Below are 24,509 nucleotides of genomic sequence, written 5' to 3'. Positions count from 1 at the left end.
GCTCATTTTTTATCTTCCTATGTCCGAACTTCCACAACTCGTATCCGATCTGGCACTCATTCTGATTGTAGCCGGAATCACCACCCTTCTTTTTAAGCGCCTCAAGCAGCCTCTCATCCTAGGCTATATTCTGGCAGGCTTTCTCACAGGTCCTCACATGACTTGGGTACCCACCGTGTCCGACACAAGCAGTATCGACACATGGTCGAGTATCGGAGTTATCTTCATCATGTTCACCCTCGGCCTTGAGTTCTCTTTCAAGAAGATTGTGAAGATGGGACTCCGCCCTATCATAGCGGCGGTGAGCGTCATCACGTTTATGATCACTATAGGCTCCCTTGTGGGGCGCAGCTTCGGGTGGAGCCACATGAACAGCCTTTTCTTAGGCGGCATGCTGGCTATGTCGTCCACAACTATCATCTACAAAGCCCTCGACGAATTAGGCTTGCGGCAAAAGAAGTTTGCCAACGTCGTGCTGGGCGTACTCATCTTGGAGGACATCTTGGGCATCTTGCTCATGGTGATACTCTCGGCAATGGCCGTAAGCAGCCAGTTTGAAGGCACAGAACTCTTACAAAGTTTCTTGAAGCTCGCCTTCTTCCTCGTGCTTTGGTTTGTGGTGGGCATCTTTATTGTTCCACTCGTTTTGCGGCGCAACTCCAAGTGGATTGGTAAGGAAACGCTGCTCATCGTAAGCGTAGGGTTGTGTTTCCTCCTTGTAGTTCTCGCTACCAAAGCCGGCTACTCTTCGGCCTTTGGTGCGTTTATGATGGGTAGTATTCTGGCCGAAACCATCGAGGCAGAAAGCATTGAGCGCGTAGTAGCTCCCGTCAAAGATCTCTTTGGCGCCATTTTCTTTGTCAGCGTGGGCATGTTGGTAGATCCCTCTATTCTTGTAGCCTACTGGCAACCCATCGCGGTCATCGTATTGGCCATCATCATCGGGCAAGCTCTCTTTGGCTCGCTGAGCTTCCTGCTCTCTGGCCACACGCTCAAAGTGAGCATGCAATGCGGTTTTTCGCTCACCCAAATAGGTGAGTTTTCATTCATCCTTGCTGGCCTTGGCGTCAGCTTAGGCGTGACGAGCAAATTCCTCTACCCCGTTGTAGTAGCAGTGAGTATCATCACCACTTTCACTACTCCCTACCTCATCAAGTTGGCCGAACCCGCTTACGGCTTCGTACAGCGACTTTTGCCCCAAACTGTCACCCGCCGATTGGAGCAGCGCGGTGCTGTCCTCGAAAGACAAAAAGCCGCACACCCTTGGAAGAATATGCTGACCAGTCAGTTCATCATCACGGGAGCGTACCTCGTATTGTCGGCCGCCTTTGTGACCATATCATTCTCCACAGTACTCCCTCTCTCTCGCGGTATCTTTGGCCACTGGGCGGGCAACATCCTGAGCGGCATCATTACTTATGTGGGTGTGAGCATTTTCCTACGCCCCATCGTGACAAAGAAATACTTTTCTCCACAGGTGGAAGAGTGGCGCAGGGAGCACTCCACGATGAATCTCATTCTCTTCAACATCACGGTGCTTATACGCTTCACCATTGCCACTGCTGGCGTTTTCTATATCATCGAATTTCTCTGTCCGCTACAGTGGTATTGGAACGCTCTGATTGCTATTTTCCTCACGCTCAGTTTTGTATTGGAGAAATTTGCCGTCCACAACCATTTTGCGCTGTGGGTGAAACTCATTTCCATCCGCTTGGAGCGCACCTTCACCACCAATCTGCGTTCACGTGAGATATATGCAGCAGCTCGCCGTCCAGGCTATGCCAACACGCTGCAAAGGCATGACGTCCACCTCTCCGAACTGGCCCTGCCTGAAGACTCATCCTGGGGCGGGAAAACACTGCGCGAACTCCAACTGGGACATCGCGACAGTGTGCACGTTGCAGCCATCATCCGCGGCAACAATCGCATCAACATCCCCGATGGTGAAACCATGCTCTTCCCTTGTGATCGCATCGAAGTGATAGGTGATGATGAGAGCCTACAAAATCTGTCGAAACGAATGAATAGTGAGATAGCAGAAGCCACGCCCAACGATCAGAAGCATCATCTCGATATCGATCATTTCACCATTCACACGGGTTCTCCGCTTTGTGGCAAAGATCTCTTTGAGGCCAATATCCGCACGGACTTCCAATGTTTGGTAGTAGGGTTCGATAATGACGACGAAACGAGTAATGCCATCGATGTGCCTTCGGCCGATCGTGTCATCCATGCAGGCGACACCATTTGGTTGGTGGGCGAAAGCAAGGACTTGAAACGGCTCCGTCAATACAGTCTCCCGAAAAAAGAAAATCAGGAATAAGAGCAAAAGCAGATCGGACGGGTCGGACGGGTCCGACTAATCAGACATAGTTCAAGCCAGCAGGCACTGGCTCAAAATACAATAAGGCTGTTGGCCTACGCCTTTATTGTGTCAGCCGACAGAATAAGGAAATCAGCTGAGAGAATAAAGATATTTTTTGTTACATCCCCCAAACGCGGTATAGCAGGTCTGAAAAATCGCTCGTAACTTTGCCTTTTCAAAACATAAAAACATAACAACTATGACATTAAAAGAACTCCATATAGGTCAGACCGGACGGGTGACAGCCGTGGGAGGAAAGGGCGCACTGCGTCAGCACTTCCTCGACATGGGCGTTATTCCAGGTATCGACGTGAAATTGGTGAAATATGCACCAATGGGCGACCCGATGCAGCTACTCGTGCATGGCTACGAGCTAACGCTCCGACTGGCAGATGCTGAGAAAATCGACATAGAGCTGCAAGAAAACCCCGAACCACAGAAGAGCCAACATAACTTCAGTGTCAGCTACGGCCATGAAGAAGCTCACCCTGGTTATGGTGAAATGAACCCACTGGAAGGTCACACGGGTGAGCATAAACACATCGTCAATGAGAAACTGACCTTTGCGCTTTTGGGCAATCAAAACAGCGGAAAAACTACGCTCTTCAACCAACTGACGGGCGCCAATCAGCACGTGGGCAACTTCCCCGGCGTGACAGTAGACCAGAAAACGGGAATTATCAAAGGCCATCCCGAAGCCACCGTAACCGACCTGCCTGGCATCTACTCCCTGTCGCCTTACAGCAATGAGGAAATTGTGAGCCGAGAGTTTATCTTCAACGTTCACCCCACTTGCATCATCAACATCGTGGATGCTTCCAACATTGAGCGCAACCTCTACTTGACGATGCAGATTCTGGAACTGGGCATCCCCACTGTCTTGGCGCTCAACATGATGGACGAGGTGCGCAACAACGGCGGAACGATTCTTGTCAATGAGTTGGAAAGCCGGCTGGGCATCCCTGTTATCCCCATTTCAGCACTGAAAAACGAGGGTGTGGCAGAACTCGTGGAACACGCCATTCATGTGGCGAAATACAATGAAGGTCCTGCTCGGAAGGACTTCTGCGGCGCCCACGAACACGGAGGAGCGGTGCATCGCGCTATTCACGCCATGACCCATCTCATCTACGACCACGCCGAGAAGGCACAAATCCCAGCACGCTTCGCCGCCACGAAACTCCTCGAAGGCGATGCGCTCGTGAACAAAGCCCTGCAACTGGAGGAAAACGAGGAGGAAATGATGGAACACATACGCCAACAAATGGAGGAAGAGCGCGGACTCGATGCCGCTGCCGCTATTGCCGATATGCGCTACAGCTTCATTCTGTCAGCGTGTGCCGACACGGTGGTGAAACCGCAGGAGAGCAAGGAACACGCTCGCAGCCGGCGCATCGACACGATACTCACGGGGCGTTGGACAGCCTTTCCAGCCTTTCTCCTCATTATGGCGGGTATCTTCTACATCACTTTCGACCTCCTCGGCACTACACTTCAGAATTGGCTGCAAAAGGGTGTCGACTGGTTCACCGAAGTGAGCGATCAAGCCCTTACTTCTTGGAACGTCTCCCCCATTCTCCACGATTTAATTATCAAAGGTGTCTACACGGGTGTAGGCACTGTTGTTAGTTTCTTACCCATCATCATCATTCTTTTCTTCTTCCTTTCCATGCTGGAGGACAGCGGCTATATGGCACGTATTGCCTTTGTCATGGACAAGAGTATGAGAAAGCTCGGCTTGTCGGGTCGAAGCATCGTTCCCTTGCTCATGGGCTTCGGTTGCTCCGTTCCGAGCGTGATGGCAACCCGCACGCTGCCCTCTGAACGCGACCGCCGCATGACGGTGATGCTGACGCCATTCATGAGCTGCACTGCCAAGCTCCCCATCTATGGTTTCTTCATCGCGGCCTTCTTCCCCCACAACGGCGGCCTTATCATGACGGGGCTTTACCTGCTGTCGATCTTGGTGGGTATCATCGTGGCACTCATCATGAAGAAGATAGCGTTTCGCGGCGAGGCTGTGCCCTTTGTTATGGAGCTTCCCAACTATCGTTTGCCGGGTGCACAGAGCGTTTTGCGCCTCATCTGGGACAAGACGAAGGACTTCATCCAGCGCGCCTTTAGCATCATCCTCGTGGCAACGATTCTGATATGGTTCCTCCAGTCGTTCGACTTCGGTCTGAACGCTGTGACCGACTCCGAACAAAGTATGCTGGCGCACATCGCCAATCTGATAGCCCCCATTTTCAGTCCGTTGGGCTTCGGCAACTGGAAGTTTGTTTCTTCCCTCATTGCCGGCTTCATGGCAAAGGAGAGCGTGGTGGCCACCATGACAGTGCTCTTTGGCAACACAGCAGGATTCCACGCCGCACTGGCTTTCCCCGCAGCCATCTCCCTGCTCGTCTTCTCTTTGCTCTACACGCCGTGTGTGGCAACAATCGCCACCGTGAAGCAAGAAATGGGCCGCAACTACGCCATTGGTCTTGTGTTCTGGCAAACGGCTATCGCTTGGCTGTGCGCCCTCATTGCCTACGGCCTTGCCCATCTCATTTTCTAAAACATTCATCGTATGAATCTACAAAGTATTCTCTTGCTGCTGCTCATCGTGGCTATTGTGGTGGGTGTGCTTGCAAAAAAGATTTTTGAGCATCGACACAACAAAAAGAAATGTGAAACGTGTCAGGCTCAAGGCTGTGCGCTCAAAGAGCTCCTCAACAAGGAATGAGGGCCACAAAGAAAGAGACACCGCTCCACAAGGAGTTAGAAGAAACTCTTAGGTATTTCACACAAATCAGTATAACAAACTCCGTCCGCAACACCTCTTAGTGAGTGCTGCGGACTTTTTCTTTGCGTGCATATTAGTGGCAGAAAACAATATCTCACACAGAATCATTTACTTCCCACAGAAAAAAGCAAATAGATGATTCTTCTATGTAGTTCGCTAAAACAAGAAAAAGTAAAGATAAAAGAGAATAGAAAACGCAAAAGTCCACTTTCCCGACTAAATATTCCCATTTTGTTAGGCATTATTCATAGTATTTAATATATTTGCCGCAAATTTTTCCATTTATAACTCAAAAATCATTTTGTTATGAGGAGTACTATAGTAGCAATGATGATGTTTCCACTGGCTATGTATGCGCAAAACGTTACGTTGCCTTGGACACAGACATTCGAAGAGGAATCCGCCTTCGAACGCTTCACAGTGCTTGACGCAAACACAGACGATCAAGCCTTCAAGTTTAATCTCATATCTCAGGCCGCTTCTTGTGCGCGCACGATACAAGCCGACGACTGGTTGTTCAGTCCGACGGTAGCGCTCAAAGCAGGTAAGACCTATTCGCTGGCCTTTGTTGTCAGCGGAGAGTCGCAGAATGCAAAGGAAACCTACGAAGTGAAAATTGGTCAAGGCACTACGGTGGACGATATGACCAAGACACTCATAGAGGAAAAGGAAGCACCAGAAGATTATGTTGAGAAAGCCACAGTGAAGACCACTTTCTCCGTTGCTGCCGATGGCGAATACAACATTGGTTGGCACTTCAACACCGCTTTCCAGTTCAACGAAGGTGCACTATATATATATAGTATAGAACTCAAGGAGGAACTTGCAGCAGGAGCTCCTACAGCCGTAACGAACGCAACGGTTACGCCCGCTGCCAACGGTGGCAACTCTGCCGTTATCAACTTCACCGCGCCCAGCACCGACCAGTCGGGCGGCGTTCTCACCAGCCTAACGAAGATTGACGTTTATCGTGGCGACCAACTCGTTCATACTTTTGAAAATCCGCTGCCAGGTAGCGCACTGAGCTATACTGACACCAATGTGCCCAATGGGACAACGACTTACAAGCTCGTACCCTCCAACGCACAAGGTCAGGGTTCAGAAGTGAGCGTGAGCGCATTTGTGGGCGTTGATACGCCTGCTGCCGTTGCCAAGCTCAATCTGACTTACGCCAATGGTAAGGCGCAACTCGCTTGGGATAAGGTGACGACTGGCGCCAATGGTGCTTATGTGAATCCCGCAAGCATCACCTACACACTGAAGCGTGGAAAATCCACCGAACTTGCATCCGCGCTAATGGCTAACACCTATGAGGACACCCCCACAGTGCCAGAACAGCAGGAATTGCTCTACTACAGCATCACGCCGAAGAATGAAGCCGGTGAAGGCAAGGTGACATACTCCAAGATGGTGGTAACGGGTAAACCCTACACACTGCCAATGTTTGAATCCTTCAAGAATGGTAAGATGTCCAACTTCTGGCTGGTTGACTACAACAAGCGTGTTCGTTGGACTCCGCTGAGCGACGAAGGCAGTTTCGCACAAGACGCAGACCGCGGCTTTATCGCCTTCACGCCGATGTTCGATGGAGAATGGTCGCGCTTGGAGAGCGGTTTGATTGATCTTGGCACTGCCAAAGAACCGATGCTGACATTCTACTACAAGACTCACACACAGGCTGAGGACACATTGGTTGTATCGGTTTCCAAGGACTATGCAGCTCTTGATACCATTAAGGCCATCCCGATGCAGACCACTGCAACACGTCAGTGGATAAAGGTGGAATTGCCTTTGAAGCAATTCGTGGGTAGCAAATTCATCCAGTTGGCTTTCGACTATAAGGGACAGAGCAATGCAAGCAATATCTACCTCGACAACATCAGTTTAGTGGACCGTCAGGACAATGACCTCAAGGCCGAACTCACTGAAGCTCCTGCTCATCTGCGCGTGGACTATCCCGCATCTGTCGTTGTGAGCGTGACCAATATCGGTGCTAATGCTGCCAACGACTACGACGTGGTGCTCTACAACGGCGACAAGCGTTTGGCAAGTATGAAGGGTGCTGCCGTTGCACAAGGCAACAAGGTGGCAAATACGCTGACGTTCACTCCGCAACGCGACTTAGGCAATGTTGCCAACCTCTACGCTAAGGTGGAATTTGCTGCCGACCAAGATTTGACGGACAACACGACCGACACGGTGAGTGTGAATGTGAAATATCCTTCCTACCCCGCAGTAAAACAATTGCAAGCTGTTGCTGGCACGAACAACAAACTGACATGGGGAACTCCCAACGCTCCGCGCACACAGGACGAACCTGTCACTGAAAGCTTCGAAGACTACGCCGACTTTAGTTCTCAGAACATTGGCGACTGGTCGCTCTACGACGTAGACAACCACACCGTTTACGGCTTCAACGAATCCAGTTTCCCAGGTATGGGCGACCGCCAAGCATGGACAGTATTCAACTACTCCGCAACAACTCCTGCCAGCGGTCCAGGCTGGAAGGGACACAGCGGCAACAAGCTGCTCATCTCCTTCGGTGCTCCCCGCGCCGTGACCCAGAACTGGCTCGTTTCTCCCGAACTCCCAGGTAAGGCGCAGACCATCTCTCTCTGGGAAAAGGCATACAAGGGCGACAACAACGAGACTTACAGCGTGTACTACTCTACTACGGGCTTCAACCGCGCTGACTTCCAGAAGATTGCTGACGCTCATGTGGTTCCGACAGACTGGGCTAAGGCTGAATACAACCTGCCCGAGGGTGCTAAATACTTTGCTATCGTGGCATCCAGCAAAGATGGTTTCGCCACACTCATTGACGACATCACCTTCTTGCCCGATTCCTCAGCAGCACAACAGTTGACGCTCGTGGGCTACAACATCTATCGCGATGGCGTTAAGGTGAACAGCACACCGGTTCAAGGCAATCAGTTCACAGACACTGTGGGCGGTGGCCAATACACCTACACCATAACAGCCGTCTACGACAAGGGCGAATCTCGCTTCTCCAACGCTGCCAAAGCTGAAGTTGCTTCGGGCATCGAAACCGCTGAAACGGCAACGGCTGCCGAAGTAAACGCTCCGCGCTATGACCTCTCTGGCCGCCGCGTTGGCAAGACCTTCAAGGGTCTCTACATCAGCAACGGCAAGAAGCTCATCAGCAAATAATAGATTCATATCTACTTCTTAATACTCCAACAGCTGCACGATGACAACACCGTGCAGCTGTTTTCTTTTTCCCCACCATCAGCCTCCCATTCTGACAGCACCGAAAAATACAATAAGGATGCTGGCAAAGAGAATAAGACTGTCGGCCCATGCTCTTAATGTGTCGGCTGGCAGTCTTATTCTGTTTTCTCACCTCCTCCCCAATCAGAACGCAGAGAAGAAACAAGGTGGGCAACATGAAGTTAGCCTCTTTTCTCAGCCTATTCCTTTCGATTTTCCCCTCTTCCTTATCAGCAGGAAGGAGCAGAGGAAAGCACACAAAAGAACGTTTCTTTTTGCATTTCCCTGGCTTTACACTACATTTGGGGCATAAAAAGACATTTGAAATGCCTAAGTTTAAATACTTATCCAAAATAAATTCACCTGCTGACCTTCGACAGCTACGCGTTGAGGAACTTCCCGCCGTGTGCGAAGAATTGCGCGCCGACATCATTGAGGAAGTGTCCCACAACCCAGGGCATCTCGCTTCGAGCCTGGGCGTTGTGGAACTCACCGTAGCCCTCCACTATGTGTTCAGCACCCCCTACGACCGCATTGTGTGGGATGTAGGACACCAGGCCTATGGTCATAAAATCCTGACAGGCCGCCGCGATCAATTCTACACCAATCGAAAGCTCCACGGCATCTGTCCGTTCCCCACGCCCCGCGAGAGCGAATACGACACATTCACCTGTGGCCATGCCTCCAACTCCATCTCGGCAGCCTTAGGTATGGCCGTGGCCGCTCTGAAGAAGGGCGAAGTGGACCGCCATGTAGTGGCCGTGATCGGTGATGGCTCCATGAGCGGCGGTTTGGCCTTCGAAGGTCTCAACAACACCAGCGACACGCCCAACAACATGCTCATCGTTCTGAACGACAACAACATGAGCATTGACAGTTCGGTGGGCGGCATGAAGCAATACCTGCTACATCTGCACACAAGCAGCAAATACAACAGTTTGCGCTTCCGCCTCTCTCGCCTGTTCTACAAATGGGGATGGCTCAATGAAGACCGCCGGCGCGCCGCCATTCGTTTCAACAACGCCTTGAAGTCGCTGATAGCCAATCAGCAAAATATCTTCGAGGGCATGAATATCCGCTATTTCGGTCCGATGGACGGACACAACGTTATAGAACTCGTACGCACGCTCCAGCGCATCAAGGAGATGGGCGGCCCAAAGTTGCTCCACATCCACACCATCAAAGGCAAGGGCTTAGCCCCCGCGGAGGACGACCCCACCGTTTGGCATGCCCCTGGTAAGTTCGATCCCGACAGCGGGGAGCGCGTGGTGCAGAACAAGGCCAACCAACCGCCCAAATTCCAAGACGTGTTTGGCGAAACCCTCGTGGAACTGGCACAGCAGAATGAGAAAATCATCGGCGTAACGCCCGCCATGCCCACAGGGTGTTCCATGAACATCCTGATGAAAGCCCTGCCTGGCCGCGCCTACGATGTGGGCATTGCCGAAGGCCACGCCATGACCTTCAGTGCGGGTATGGCCAAAGAAGGCATGATACCGTTCTGCAACATTTACAGTGCGTTCAGTCAGCGCGCTTACGACAACATCATCCACGATGCTGCCATCTTGAATTTGCCCGTAGTGCTCTGTCTGGATCGTGCTGGCATCGTGGGAGCCGACGGTCCGACTCACCACGGAGTGTTCGACATGGCCGCATTACGTCCCGTCCCCAATCTCACCATCGCCTCGCCCTACGACGAGCGAGAGTTGCGCCGCCTCATGTATACGGCACAGCTGCCCAGCAAGGGTACTTTCGTGATACGCTACCCCCGCGGATGTGGCCGCCTGACGGACTGGCGCTGCCCGCTGGAGGAAGTGCCCGTGGGCAAAGGGCGCAAAATCAAGGACGGAACCGATCTGGCCATCATCAGCATTGGCCCGATTGGCAACACAGCTGCCGACGCCATTGCCGAAGTGGAGCAAGAGACGGGCAAGACCATCGCGCTCTATGACCTGCGCTTCCTCAAGCCCCTCGACGAGGAGCTGCTGACGGAAGTGGGCCGTCGCTTCAGCCACGTCATCACCATCGAAGACGGAACAAGGGCTGGAGGCATGGGCAGTGCCGTACTCGAATTTATGGGCGACCACGACCTCCCCGCGCGCATCCATCGCCTCGGCTTGCCCGACGAATTTGTGGAGCACGGCAGTGTGGACGAACTCTACCACATCGTAGGCCTTGACAAAGACAGCATCGTCCGCGAAATAAAAAGAAGATTATAGGAAAGCTCTTCTCCATGAAAGAGGAGCGCACAACTCATTCTATAGAAGATTATGAAAATTATCATTGCTGGTGCAGGCGCAGTAGGAACTCATCTGGCCAAACTTTTCTCGTTGGAGAACCACGACATCACGCTCATTGATGAAGATATGGGCCGACTGATGGACATCGGTAACGACTTCGATATTCTCACACTCAACGATGACCCATCCTCCATCCATGTGATTCGTGATGCTGGAGCGCGCAATGCAGACCTCTTCATCGCTGTTACTCCCGACGAGGCACACAACCTCACCATTTGCATGCTGGCCAAGCAGTTGGGAGCAAAGCAAACAGTGGCGCGCGTGAACAACCATGAGTACGCGCTCGAGAGCAACCGCGAGCTCTTCAGCCAGACTGGTGTGGACAGCATTATCTATCCCGAAATGGCCGCTGGTAAGGAAATCATGGACAACATCCGCCGCTGCTGGACCCGTCAGTGGATTCCGATGCTCAACGATCAGCTTGTGTTGCTCTGCATCAAAGTGAGAACGGGAGCGAGGATACTCAACGTGCCGCTCCGCGATATCTCCAAGCCCGACAGCCCCTACCACGTTGTGGCCATCAAGCGCAAAGAGGACACCATCATCCCCCACGGCAACGACTGCCTACTCGACCAGGATGTGGTCTACTTCATGACAACGGAACTCGAGGCGAGCTACATCAAAGAGATTGCCGGAAAGCAGGACTATCCCGATGTGCGCAACGTTTTCTTCTTGGGCGGCGGCAACACCACGGAGAGAGCCTTGGCTTTCCTCCCCGACTATATGCACGCAAAAGTCTTCGAAACCGACCCGCGCCGCATCGAGCATCTCCAGTCGCTCTATGAGGACAACCGCATCATGTGTATCAACGAAGACGGCCGCAATATCGACCTGCTCGAAGAAGAGGGCATCCATCGGGCGCAAGCCTTTGTGGCCACAACCTCGAGCAGTTCGGAGAACGTTTTGAGTTGCTTGAACGCCAAAAAGCTCGGCGTGAGAAAGACTGTGGCTTTGATTGACAATTCCAACTATGTGACGATGGCTCAGAGCCTCGACATCGGTTCTATCATAGACAAAAAAACACTGGCCGCCGACAAAATCTACAACCGCATACTACGGTCGGACGTGACAAACGTGAAAAGCCTCATCATTGCCGCAGCCGATGTGGCGGAACTCGTGGTGAAAGAAGGTTCACGCGCCACGCGCCACCCTGTTCGCGACCTCAATTTGCCTTCCACTGTAACCCTGGGCGGCATGATGCGCAATGGCGTTGGATCGCTCATCAATGGTATGACGCAGTTGCAGGCTGGCGACACGGTGATGGCCTTCTGCATCGAAGGAAGCATCAATAAACTCGGAAAATATTTTAATTAAAACACCCATAGTAATCATGTATTCAGATTTTTTCCTTGGTCTTTTAGTAGGACTCCTTATCGTGCTCTTCATCAGTGGCTACGTGAAGTATTATTGGAACAACCGCAAAGGCGGCACATTGCAGAAACCCATCGAGGGAGCCCTGCGCGAACCCGATGCATGGGAGAGCAAGAAGGCTGCCCTTGAGGAGCAGTATGGTCCCATCACGAAAGAGGTGGTTGTGTCCCACTACATCGATGACGTGAGCGACAACGCGTTCTTCTTCGATGCTTCGCGCACACTCCTCCTTATGAATTTCCCCATCAAGTACGACTCCATCGAGCAATACAGCCTTAGCTTCGACGGCGTTTATGTGCTGAAAGTTTGGGTGGAGGGACTTCCGGGTCACTATCTCACGCAGAGCACCAACAATGCGCAGGCTGCCAACGAACTAAAGGCAGAACTGGCACGCGTGGTGGGCGAAGACAAGCTCTACACCATCACCGAAAAGTGGAACTAAACTTCCTTCTGACACACTAACGGGCGGGGACGACTTCCAGCAAGAAGAGGCATCCTCGCCTCCTTATTTTGCACTTTTTCAGAAAAGGCGTAACTTTGTCGTGAATAGTGCAGGATTTCGTTCGATTTGTTCCACAAAATGGAACTCCTCGATAGGTCCAAAACAAAACAATATGAACTACAAAATAATCTGGTCCGTCCTCGGACAGTTGCTTTTCCTCGAAGCCGTTATCCTCTTGGGCACATGGGGCGTGGCTTACATCTACCACGAAGATGCCTTGCTCTCGTTCGGTCTTCCCACCTTCCTCAGCATCCTCGGTGGCATGTTGCTAAAGTTTGCAGGACGAGGATTTGAGAACCGCATGGGGCGGCGCGAGGGCTTCTTGATAGTGAGCTCCACATGGGTCTTGTTCTCCGTGGTGGGCATGCTGCCGTTCCTGCTGAGCGGCACGGAAAGTCGCGTGAGCTGTGCATTCTTCGAGGCCATGTCCGGATTCACCACTACGGGGGCCACGGTGCTCAACAACATCGATTCCCTCCCTCATTGCATCAACTTCTGGCGCACCCTGACCCATTGGGTGGGCGGTGTGGGTATCGTGTTCTTCACCATCGCCATTCTGCCAAACATGGGCGTAGGGGAGCAGAAACTCTTCTCCGCTGAAGCCTCGGGACTAAACATCGGAAAACTCCATCCACGCATCCGCACCACGGCTCGCTGGATTGGAGGCCTCTATTTCTTCCTCACAATGGCTTGCGCCGTGAGCTTATATTTCGTTGGCATGACTCCGTTCGACGCCATCTGCCACGCGTTCTCCACCATGGGTACGGGAGGTTTCTCCACCCACCAGACGAGCATCGCTTTCTTTGATTCTATACAGATTGAATACGTCCTCATCCTCTTCATGTTCTTGGCCGGCATCAATTTCACGTTGCTATACTTGGCCGTCATCAAACACCGCTGGAAGGACGCTTGGAAGGACGGCGAGCTGCGCTGCTTCCTGCTCATCTTCGTTAGTGTGACCGTGGTGGGAGCTCTTGTGCTCCACCTCGTGGACCACCGCCCGTGGGAAACAGCCATCCGACTCAGCACGTTCCACACCATATCCATACAGTCGACAACGGGGTTCACCACGGAAGACTTCATGCTGTGGCATCCCTCCACCTGGATGTTTGTTGCCTTTATCACGATGGTGGGAGCCTGTGCTGGCAGCACGAGTGGCGGTATCAAATGTATCCGCATCCTCACGATATGGAAAGCCATCGTCAATGAGTTCCGCCTCATCCTTCACCCTCATGCCGTTTTCCCACTCCGCATCAACAGTCAGCCCCTTCCGCCGGCCGTGGTTCGCAACGTGTTCGTTTTCGTGGCCTGCTATTTCGGCCTCACCTTGTTTGGCTCCATAGCTCTCATGGCGATGGGGCTCAGCATGATGGACGCTGTGAGCTGCTGTATCACTACGCTCTCCAATGTGGGCCCTGGCTATGGCCATCTCATCGGACCGCTCGACTCTTGGAACGTTCTCCCTGATGCCGCCCTCTGGATCAACTCGTTCCTCATGCTGGCCGGCCGCTTGGAGATCTTCTCTCTGCTCCTCCCCTTCGTTCCGGATTTCTGGAGGGACAACTAATAACAACTTTTTATATGAAGAAAATTCTCACCGCAATGATGCTTACCGCAACGATGGCTGCTAACAGCCAAACGGCGGGCTTCCGTTACACCGACGAGGCCTTTGCCGACATTCAGATGCTTCGCTACAAAGTGGAAGGCTTCGAGAAGCTGACCCTCCGCCAGAAGACCCTCGTCTACTATCTCAGCGAGGCTGCTCTTCAAGGCCGCGACATCCTCTTCGACCAAAACGGACGCTACAACCTGCGCATACGGCGTATGCTCGAAACGGTCTATACGCAATATCGCGGCGACCGCAATAGCAAGGATTTCCGAGAACTCACCACTTACCTCAAGCGGGTGTGGTTTGCCAGTGGCATCCACCACCATTACGGTTCGGAGAAGTTCCAACCGGGCTTCTCGGAGAAATGGCTCCGCCAGACTTTGGCCGATCTCAACTACTCGCTCGACGAGGAAATCTTCCCCGTCATCTTCAATCCGGAAGTGATGCCCATGCGCGTCAACCAAAAGGACGGCGATGACCTCATCCTCACTTCGGCGGAAAACTACTACGGCCCGGGCGTTACGCAGGCTGAAGCGGAAGAATTCTACACGCAACGCAAGGCCGTCAACGACCCGCACCCCATCATGATGGGCCTTAACAGCCGCTTGGTGAAGGAGGACGGCGAACTCACGGAGCAAGTGTGGCGCGAACACGGCCTCTATGGCTCGGCCATTACGCGCATCATCGATTGTCTACAAAAGGCTCGCCCCTTCTGCGACACTGAGAAGCAGCAACACGTCATCGACAAGCTCATCGAGTTCTACCGCACCGGCGACCTCCGCACCTACGATGCTTGGTCCATCCTTTGGCTCAAAGATACGGAGGACCTCGTGGACTTCACCAACAACTTCACGGAGACTTACGGCGACCCGCTCGGCATGAAAGCCAGCTGGGAAGCTATCGTCAACTTCAAGGACATCGAGGCCACGCGCCGCACCGAAACGCTCAGTGCCAACGCTCAATGGTTTGAGGACCATTCGCCCGTAGATGCTCGCTTCAAGAAGGAGAAGGTGAAGGGCGTGAGCGCGAAAGTCATCACAGCAGCCATCCTCGGCGGCGACCTCTACCCCTCAACGGCCATCGGCATCAACTTGCCCAACTCCGACTGGGTGCGGAAGGAACACGGCTCTAAGTCCGTCACCATCGGCAACCTGACCGATGCTTACAGCAAGGCGGCTCACGGCTCGGGTATGGACAAGGAATTTGTCATCGACGACGCTACGCGCCAACTCATCAATCGCTATGGCGACATCACGGACGATCTTCACACCGACCTCCACGAGTGTCTTGGCCATGGCTCGGGAAAACTCCTCCCTGGCACTGACCCCGACTCGCTCAAGGCCTACGGCTCTACCATCGAGGAGGGACGCGCCGACCTCTTCGGCCTCTACTATGTGGCCGACCCGAAAATGACGGAACTTGGTCTTACGCCCGATGCTGAAGCCTACAAAGCGCAGTACTACACCTACATGCAGAACGGCCTGCTCACGCAGCTGGTGCGCATCAAACCGGGCAACAACATTGAGGAGGCTCACATGCGCAACCGCGCCTTCATCGCCCACTGGGCTTACGAGCATGGCCGCGACAAGAAGGTGGTGGAACTCGTGAAGAAGGGCGGAAAAACGTATGTTCGCATCAACGACTATCCTGCTCTGCGCCAACTCTTCGGCAAACTCTTGGCTGAGGTGCAGCGCATCAAGAGCGAGGGCGACTACGAAGCTGCTCGCCAGCTTGTGGAGACTTACGGCGTGAAGGTGGACCCGAAACTCCACAAGGAAATCCTCGATCGCTACAACAAGCTCAACCTCAAACCCTACAAGGGCTTTATCAATCCTGTTTACTCGGCCGTTCGCGACGCACAAGGCAATATCACTGACGTGAAACTCGACTACACCGAGCCTTACGACAAGCAGATGCTCCGCTACAGCCGCGACTACAATACGCTGCCGGATGTGAACGAATAAGCTTTTGGTCGGAGAAATCGGACCAGTCCGACCAGTCCGACCCGTCCGACTTGTCCGACTGCTCCAATATTTAGCCAAAAGCCCTTTCGCTTTTGCTGAAATTCGCTGAAAAATATCTCTCGCGCCCCAATATTCTGACGTAAGGAAGAATATTGGGTTTTCTTCTTCTTTTATCTTCTTCTTTTTATAGGGGGTGTGGGGGGAATCTTTTTCTTCTTCGTTTTTCTTCTTCTTGCGATGAGTGACAGATGAGTGCAAGATGAGTGCAAGATGAGTGCAGATGTGTGAGCGATGTGTGAGTGATGTGTGAGTGATGTGTGAGCGATGTGTGAGCGATGTGTGAAAGGAAGAGGCACACTGAAAGCGAGAAGTGTGCAAGAGGAAAAGAGGAGAAAGGTTGTTGCCCCTACTTTCAGATGGCAACGAGGAGCAGGAAATTGAGAGGAACTATTTTTTACAACACGCAGACACACTCCTCCCTCTCTCAACGAGTGAGAAAAAAAACGACATTTCTGCAACGAGAAAAGCAGCCGGAAAGAGAACTAAAATTGCGGTAAGATTTTTATACTATTTTTTCAATGGTCTTAGATTGTCAAAGAACGCTTCGGAACGGGATATTGCACCGTTCACACCACAAAGATACAACATTCCCCCGACTCTCTCCAAACATTTCCCCACCCTTTTTCCCTTCTTTCTTCCCTCCCCGTCAGCATCCTTATTGCGCCCATCGGCTTCCTTATTCTGTCAGGCCATATCCTTATTCTGTCAGCCAGCACAATAAGGCGACCAGCAACTGTAGAAACACGTTTCTTTAAACTTTTTTTATTTTTCTTTTGTTATGTCTTAGGCTTTTACATATATTTGCAAGCAACTTTTACCCAGAAGAACATTACAACAGAACAGTTTATCACTAAAAAACATTACACATGAAAACAAACATCGTTTTATTAGCATTGCTCCTATTGGGCTTGGTGTCGTGTGCAGACAAGTCTGAGAGAGTCATTCAGGGAATACCTTTCCAAGAGACCAAAGACGGAAAATGGAGTATGATTTCTATGGAGGATGGCCAAGTGCTTTTCTCTGAAGAATTCAAAGAAGCACCCACAGTGGCCATCGAAGGTCGCTTCATGGTGAAAAACAAAGAAGGCTTGTGGGAAATCTATACCGCCGAAAAGAAACCTAAGAAAGTGGGCAAAGAATACGTTTCTGCCACGCGCTTCTTTGAAGGCCATGCCTTAGTGGTTGAACGCAACAAACCTGTTTCTATCATCGACAAGGAGGGGCAAACGCTCAAAGTGCTTGACAAAATTGATGGAAAAACTGTGACAAAAGTAGCTTCTTTTTCTGAAGGTTATGCTGTCTATCGAACCGACAAATACTTTGGTGTGATTGACACTGATGGGAAAAGCGTGATTCCTGCAAATTACTGTTATATAAGCAGCTGCAGTGATGGAAAATTTATTGCTATTGATAAGAAATACGAGCAAGAGGTTGAAAAAGGCGAAAAGGAAAAAGTCAAAATATACGTTCTCGACACTAAAGGGAAAAAACTCTTTGAATTCAGTGGCGGAAAATACGATGATATCAGTGAACCTGGTTTCCAGGATGGATATTCAGGAGTTGCCATCAAAAAAGATGATAAGAAATGCTGGGGCATCATCAACGACAAGGGCGAAGAGGTTGTTAAACCCTCAGAAAAGATTGAAGAGGTTGGTACTATCCATGGTGATAAATTCATCTATAAAAAAGAAGATGAATATGGACTCATGAATATGAAAGGCGAAGTTCTTATCCGCGCTAAATATGATGTCTTATATTTTGATGGAGACAATCTCTGGGCAGGTCAGAAAGTGGACGGAAAAGAGTTGAATTTCAAATACAAATATATCAACGAAAAGGACGAAGAAATCTTCAAAGAGGACTACAAAGAGGCATTTCGTTTCGACCTGTTCGGTGATAAATACACTGTAGTAAAGGAATCTGACACACAATACACGCTAATCGACAAAAAGGGAAAGTCCTTAGAGAAGCTCCCCGACATGGTAAACATCAATTTTTCGATGGGCGACGATTGGGTGGAAAGTGATTTTGTGGATCTCAATGAATTAGTGGGTGCGCTGGGTATAACGCCGAACGGCATTGACAAATTATCTTTCAATTCTACGATTCAACAAGTGGTGGCTCAATATGCAAAAGAAGACAATGCCGGCACGAGCGAACATCCGGGGACAGATCCGTATTGGTACGATAGCAAAAGTGATTTATCTTATGATAAAGCTTTCATCTCCATCCCTGTGAAGATTGAGGTAGGATTTCCAGACAACATTAGTCGCCAAACCTACCGCACCGAACGCGAATATTATGAATACTTCTATTATGATCAAAGAGTGCCTACAGGCTACGCTTTTAACAACATAAAACCGAGCTATTTTGCTTTCGCTATTGGTAATGCAGGAAAGATGAAAGGCAAGATGAAAGACCTTTTCAGCAAAGTATGCGCAAAATTCAAGCAAATGGGAACTGTTGTGAGAGAAAACAATGGGGCTGCTATCATCGCCATGAACAATGGCTGCACAGCCTTAATCTTGAAAGGAAAAACTTCGGTATCGGCTCTTTGGGGTAAGAATGAAGCGATAAAGAATTTTGATATCAGCAAATACGCGAATATCAGCGAAGACACTACGTCGGAGAATTATTCCAGCGATGTAGACACTGATATTTCAGACACTACGGCTTTAGACAGTGCAGTAGCCATCGAGTGAAAAATAGCATTCTCCTCGAGCAGAAGCAAAACACTACGAAACATTGAGAGCACATTGAGGCAAGAATCACGACTTGTGGCCTAAAAATAAGGGATGCTCTAAATGGAGCATCCCGTTGCTTTTATCTATCCGAAATATAGGAAATCGGCAGATAAGCGGTATGAGATTTCAGGTTAGAAAATATACTGAACGCGGGCCTGAAGCACGTTGACGTTCTTCTTCTCAAGGTCGAAGTTCTTCACCGTCACAAAGTGATAGTTGAGACGGAAGGTGACGTACTTGTTCAGGAAATAGGAAAGACCTACGCTGACATCGCTCATGCGACCAGCTTTGGAGAGATCGACACCCGGTAAGCCGGCAGCAATAGCAGCCTTGTTCTTAGCGTAAGCATCGCCGTCGCGGAGGTTCAGATAACCATAGCCGAGCATAACTTCGAGGTTCTTGTTATCGGGATTGTCAACGCCAGAGCCTGCAAAGTTGTACTTGTAGTTACCTGGATTAACAACGATGCCACGTGCCGAAACATAGAAGCCGTCAGTATTGTAGCTGTTGCCGCCTTCGCGAGCAATGTGTGACCAGTAGTACTGGCTGGAGAGCTGGAAGTTGCGGTAGAGACCTTGGAACTCAGCTGTAAACTTATTCTCCCAACGTGCGTCGGTGAGGGTTACGCCTGTTGCCACGGTTTTGTCCACCACGGTGAGGTAGCGTTTGTTGTAGCCGATGGCAGCATGTTTGCCCTTAGCGGTAGCCTCAGCCTGCACACGGTTCCAAGAGAACCCCACGTGGAAACCATAATCCTGCGTCATGATGGGACGCCAAACGCCACGAGCAGCCAGCGTGTAGCCCTGACGGCCACTCTTGTCGGTGCTCTTTGTCAGCGCGGAGTTGTCAGCAAACGCACCATACTGTCCCCAGAATGACTTGTTGTAGATAGTGTGCATCACACCGATGCGGCGGCCCACTTGATACACGTTTCCTTCTGGCTCGTCCATGTATTCTTTCTTAGCAGAGCTGTAAGCAGAAGAGAGACCGAAAGGCACGGTGTAGTAACCGGCACGGAGGAAGTTGTTTTTCTGGAAGCTATACTGGAGGTAAGTGTCCTTGAGCGAAACGCTATTGTTGGTATAGCTCAAATCGCCACGGAAAAGCCATTTGCCATAAGTGGCCTTAACACCCACGCGAATATCACGAACAGCCACACCATCGGTGAGTTTGCCGTCCTGAGCTTCAGAAGCATCGTTTTGCCAATAGGAAGCAGCATCGAAGAGAGCGCGTCCCGTCATCTTAACGTCAAGCTTTTCTTGTGCTTGAGCAGCTACGCCGCAAGTGGCAGCAAGGGCGAGAGCCAATACTGATTTTTTCATATATAGATATTGTTATGTTTTGTTATCCAGTGAATGTTGTTATCCTTTTTCTGAAAGGAGTACGGACACTTTTGTAAAGAGCCGTTTCCTAAAGGGTTGCGAAGGGGGGCTTATTCAGCGTCGTCCTCGATCTTGTCGTAAGCGCGGATAGCTTCTTTCAGGCGCTTGTTGAAATCGCTGAAATTGTAGAGACCGTCAGCATTGCGAGTGAGGCCCTTGAAGTTCAATGGGTAAACCATCGGTGGGTTCTTCAGGTTGAGCATCTGATTCTGACGCAACTGGTCGGTGGACTGATAAACGATGTTTACATCGCAATAAGTCTTACCGTCTTTGCCTACCCACTTCTCGATAACTACCTTACTACCTATCGGAGTTTTCTTCTCGATGCTGTTGGGGAGAGAGTATTCCTCCACGCCGAGGGCTGCCGTTACGGAAGCAATGTTAGAGTCGTGACCGCAGAGGAAAACAAACTTACGATTAGCAGCATTCAGTTCGTCGTACATATACTGCAACAGTGGGTGAGCCACATTAACAGCTACGATGGGAGCTGCAAACAGCACATCGCCATAAACGTCCTTGATTTTTGCAATCTTGGTCCAATCTTCCAGAGAGAGTTTGTTGCCAAAACCTGCTTTGATAGCATCGGGTTCTTCATAGTACTGCAAGATGAAAGCATCGGAACAAGTGTTGGCATCCTTGAGAGAACCCTTCATGCGAGGTTCTTCGCCACGCTCCAGCAGAATCTGTGTGTTGTAGTTGTCGAAAGCTTTGATACCACCCTTAGCAGCACCGGGAGAGTGAGCCAGGTCGAGCGTCTTAGCTGTGATAGCGTAAGCGTCTTTCAAACCTTCGTTGATACCTACGATACCTTTCTTGCCACCCATAGCCTCGATTTCCTTCATGGCCTCTGCCTTGAAAGAGGCGCTAATCTTTGTGAGACGTGGGAAGAATACGGGGTCCATCTTTGAGGGGGTGTAGCGATGGTTCACATTCACGGAAGCCACGGGGAAGAATGCACCGGTGAAATAGCGCGCCGTAGCGATGCAACGCTGCATGGAGTTAGCATAGATATTCACCTCATCCGTCGTGGGCACGTAGTTCTCAGGGAAGAGTTTACTATCAACGGCCCATTTGCGGAAGTACTGGCCGAAGATGGTTTCCAGCACACCACCTTTGAGCGTAAGTTGAGAAGCATCGGCCGACCAGTCGGTCCAGTGGTGAGGAGTAGCAGTTTCGAGAAGAGAGCCCTTCGTTGAAAGCGGGGCACGAATGTTGTGACGACTTAGGACTACAACTTCCTTAAGCTCATAACGATTCTTGAAGTCGTCAGAACGCAATTTCTGAGCAACTGAAGCCATCGGAGCGAGCCACATCATCATGGCTGCCATAGAAACATACAAGCTGCATCGCACGGATGATAAAATGTTTGTTTTCATTTTTAAAATGACTTTATTTTAGTTAAACAAAAAGAGAACACAGTCTGCCAAAACAGAAGGGTTCTCTAGGATTACGATCGCAAATATAAAGTCTACTTTGCAAAACAAACAATAAATCCACTAATTTTAACATTTCAAAATCCCACCTTATAACCTTTTGTAAGATTTCAAAATAGTCTTTAACAAAAAGAAAGGAGGGAGGAAACAACAGGAGGAATGCGGAGTAGAACCGCAAAGAAAAGTCCTCTCTTTTCCTAAAAAAGAAGAGCAACGGACTGATTTTGAAGAAGAAAAAGAGGCATGAACACACTGTCAGACCAGTTACCCCCATCGACAAAGAAGCTGAAAAATGGCCCCGCGGAGAACTACAACAGCCAATTTGCCCCATCGCGCCCAACAAGAGGCAGAAAAAAAACTCCAGAAGTCAGCTGATAGATGACTTCTGGAGCAAAGTTATCAAAAAAGTGGGTCCTTGCGCGAATATCCTTATGGCGTTTGAAAATACAATAAAGATGTCAGCTGACAGAATAAGGCTATCAGCCAACGCGCTTATTGCATTTTTCCCCTACGCATAGCTGTGCATACCGCCGAGGACATAGTTCACGCCAAAATAGGTCATCACGATGCTGAGGAAAGCCACGAGCATATAGAGGTGGTAGACCATCGGGCGGCGGAAGGCGGGGAGGCTCTGCGTGTGGAGCACTACGGCATAAATCATAAAAGTGATGAGTGCCCATGTCTCCTTAGGGTCCCAACTCCAATAGGCTCCCCAACTGATGTTGGCCCAAATGGCGCCGATGAAAATGCCCAGCCCCATGGTGGTGATGGAGGGATAGAGGAACAGGCGGCTCAACACCTGCAAGGCTTCTAAGCGTTCGGCGCGCAAGTCGCGCTCAGCCTTCGAAACGGTGTTGCGCGTCAGGAAATGGATGATAACGGCCGTGAGCGCACAGATGAAGGTGAGCGACAGCAGAGCGTAGCTCATCATGATGATGCTCACATGAACCGAAAGCAACGGTGAATTGAGCACGGGCATCATGGGGCCAATGGCAGGATCCATCTGATTGATGTGGCTCACCAAGAGGAAGAAACCGCTCAGCAAGAAACCAAAGACTAGGACAATGCGGGCTTTGCGATAGGCCAAAAGGCTCAGCAATTCCACAAACCATGCCACGGAGAGCATCGACTCATAGCCATTGCTCAACGGCACATTGCCGGAAACAATCCAGCGCAGGGCCAAACAGAAAGTGAGTCCCAAGAACGACACGCCTAAGAGGGTGAGCAGCGCATAATCGGCCTTGCGCGACACCGCTTTATCATCCTTCCGCATCAAGCGGCGAATGGTCAGGAACAAAGCCAGGAAACCGAGTGCGAGATTGGCCATGGCCAGTATCGTTGCGAAAGGCACCACGTTGTAGATGCGCTCGGCCTCCACCTGCGTGGGCGTGGGCAGACTCTTTCCTGCATTCTGCTGCTGAAAGGCGAGAATCTTATCGAGAACGTGGTTAGCTCCCGACACATTGCCCGAGGCAATCTGGTCGTAGAGCAGAGGGAAAGCGTTGCGGAAGAAAAGGATGTTCATCTGCCCCAGAGAGGACGGCAGACTATCGGCAGGACTATACCAAATGGTGTTAGCTCCCACTGTGTGGGGGAAGATGGTGAGCACACTCCCCTCTTGCAAATACATACACACTTGCAGTTTGGCGTCCATCTCAGCGCAAGCTTTATGGAGGGCATCGGTCTGTCCCTCAGCATATTCATGGGCATAAGGGCCGAGGATATAGTTGCCATCGCGGAAGAAGGAATGAACACTCTCATAGTCCGACAATCCGAAATGTTCGCGCAGTTCGCTGCTCTTCACGCGAATGATGGGCTCGTTGCGCCACTCGCGGGGGAAGAAGATCCAGCTCGTCAGCACCTGTTCGGGTGTGAGGCCTTCATAAGTGCGCTTGCCGTAGAGTTTCTTCACATAGTCGCAAGCAAAGGTCTGAACGGGACAAATGCGGTTGTTGTAGTTGATGAACAGTCGGCCAAACTTATCGGCCGTAGTGCGGTCCACCGTGGTAGCGGCCTGGCTCGCAGTGGGTAGCATCGAGGAGGAAACCACCAGCGCCAACATGAGCGCGCCCTTGCGGAGCAGCGGATTCTTGAGGAGGCGGCGGAATGTGGCTTTCGGATCAAGGAGCAACCAAATCAGCGAGAAGAAAAGGAGCGCGTACCCAAGATAGGTGATAGGCAAGCCCCAAGGATCGCTGTTCACACTGAGGTAGCTTCCGCGCGCATCGGTGTCGTAGCTGGCTTGATAGAAACGCACGCCGCGATAAGTGTACACTTTGTTCATCGACACTTGCGCGGGCTGATTCTTCGCACCATCAATGATAACGAAGTTTGTTACATAGTCCGTAGGCGCCAGCGTTCCAGCGGTATTGACCACCTGGAAGCGGGAGAGTCGGACATAGAAAGGAAGGTCGTGGCTTTCTGTCTCTGTCATCGACGTCATCACAGAATACTGGTTCGTGGGTTGGTCGCCGCGCAGGTGTACCGTACCTTTGAAGGAAGTGGCGTGGGTGAGCCACGCACCCAACAATATCACGACGAGGGAGAGGTGGAGCAAAAGCAAGCTCCACTTTCTCATTCGGCGTTGCACAATATAGGCTATTCCAGCAGCAGTGAACACAGCCCACAAGAGGCAGAACCACCAGCTGCCATAGAAGTGCTGATTCACGAAGGTGGTGTCGTAGATGTTTTCAATAACTGTGATGGCAGCCAGCAACACTACTACCAGCACATATAGAGTTATAACTATTTTCTTTAGCATTG

14 protein-coding genes are annotated in these 24,509 nt (G+C 51.0%); 11 read left to right on the top strand and 3 right to left on the bottom strand.

From position 1 onward, the window contains the following. The first annotated feature begins 19 nt into the window (after positions 1–19). The 10 genes from ACO4R2_RS08680 to ACO4R2_RS08635 all read left to right on the top strand — a co-directional run bounded on the left by ACO4R2_RS08680 (position 20) and on the right by ACO4R2_RS08635 (position 18,889). Positions 20–2,323 (top strand): cation:proton antiporter domain-containing protein, encoded by a 2,304-nt coding sequence (locus ACO4R2_RS08680; protein WP_484769966.1) that lies wholly within the window; start codon positions 20–22, stop codon positions 2,321–2,323. 241 nt (positions 2,324–2,564) lie between these two features. Then, positions 2,565–4,922, top strand: a complete 2,358-nt coding sequence (gene feoB, locus ACO4R2_RS08675; RefSeq protein WP_484769910.1) for a ferrous iron transport protein B — start codon at positions 2,565–2,567, stop codon at positions 4,920–4,922. 12 nt (positions 4,923–4,934) lie between these two features. Further along, entirely contained in the window at positions 4,935–5,090 is a 156-nt protein-coding gene (locus tag ACO4R2_RS08670; RefSeq protein WP_311489599.1) for a hypothetical protein, read from the top strand. Between the two features lie 366 nt (positions 5,091–5,456). Then, positions 5,457–8,321, top strand: a complete 2,865-nt coding sequence (locus tag ACO4R2_RS08665; RefSeq protein WP_484769909.1) for a choice-of-anchor J domain-containing protein — start codon at positions 5,457–5,459, stop codon at positions 8,319–8,321. 386 nt (positions 8,322–8,707) lie between these two features. After that, a complete protein-coding gene (gene dxs / locus ACO4R2_RS08660) occupies positions 8,708–10,600 on the top strand; it encodes a 1-deoxy-D-xylulose-5-phosphate synthase (RefSeq protein ID WP_484769908.1) in 1,893 nt (630 codons plus the stop codon). Between the two features lie 51 nt (positions 10,601–10,651). Continuing rightward, entirely contained in the window at positions 10,652–11,995 is a 1,344-nt protein-coding gene (trkA, locus tag ACO4R2_RS08655) for a Trk system potassium transporter TrkA (protein WP_484769907.1), read from the top strand. A 16-nt stretch (positions 11,996–12,011) separates the two neighbouring features. Beyond that, a complete protein-coding gene (locus ACO4R2_RS08650; RefSeq protein WP_484769906.1) occupies positions 12,012–12,494 on the top strand; it encodes a hypothetical protein in 483 nt (160 codons plus the stop codon). 172 nt (positions 12,495–12,666) lie between these two features. Continuing rightward, positions 12,667–14,121: a TrkH family potassium uptake protein gene (locus tag ACO4R2_RS08645; RefSeq protein WP_484769905.1), complete on the top strand. Its 1,455-nt coding sequence runs from the start codon at positions 12,667–12,669 to the stop codon at positions 14,119–14,121. 14 nt (positions 14,122–14,135) lie between these two features. Beyond that, the gene (locus ACO4R2_RS08640) at positions 14,136–16,127 is read left to right on the top strand and encodes a dipeptidyl-peptidase 3 family protein (RefSeq protein ID WP_484769904.1); all 1,992 of its coding nucleotides are present in this window, start codon (positions 14,136–14,138) and stop codon (positions 16,125–16,127) included. A 926-nt stretch (positions 16,128–17,053) separates the two neighbouring features. Continuing rightward, entirely contained in the window at positions 17,054–18,889 is a 1,836-nt protein-coding gene (locus ACO4R2_RS08635) for a WG repeat-containing protein (protein WP_484769903.1), read from the top strand. 173 nt (positions 18,890–19,062) lie between these two features. On the opposite strand, the gene ACO4R2_RS08630 is transcribed toward ACO4R2_RS08635, so the two are convergent. Next, entirely contained in the window at positions 19,063–20,253 is a 1,191-nt protein-coding gene (locus ACO4R2_RS08630; protein ID WP_484769902.1) for a porin, read from the bottom strand. A 110-nt stretch (positions 20,254–20,363) separates the two neighbouring features. Further along, positions 20,364–21,641: a histidine-type phosphatase gene (locus ACO4R2_RS08625; RefSeq protein ID WP_484769965.1), complete on the bottom strand. Its 1,278-nt coding sequence runs from the start codon at positions 21,639–21,641 to the stop codon at positions 20,364–20,366. Positions 21,642–21,970: 329 nt separating this feature from the next. On the opposite strand from ACO4R2_RS08625, the gene ACO4R2_RS08620 reads away from it, so the two are divergent. Continuing rightward, entirely contained in the window at positions 21,971–22,264 is a 294-nt protein-coding gene (locus ACO4R2_RS08620) for a hypothetical protein (RefSeq protein ID WP_484769901.1), read from the top strand. Here the strand turns inward: ACO4R2_RS08620 and ACO4R2_RS08615 are convergent. Further along, a complete protein-coding gene (locus ACO4R2_RS08615) occupies positions 22,255–24,507 on the bottom strand; it encodes a cytochrome c biogenesis protein (RefSeq protein ID WP_484769900.1) in 2,253 nt (750 codons plus the stop codon). The two genes, ACO4R2_RS08620 and ACO4R2_RS08615, sit on opposite strands and share 10 nt — an antisense overlap. Positions 24,508–24,509: the final 2 nt, after the last annotated feature.

The organism is Alloprevotella sp., assembly GCF_057240785.1.
The sequence above is the reverse complement of the archived record's forward strand: the minus strand, read 5'-3'. Positions and strand labels throughout refer to the sequence as shown.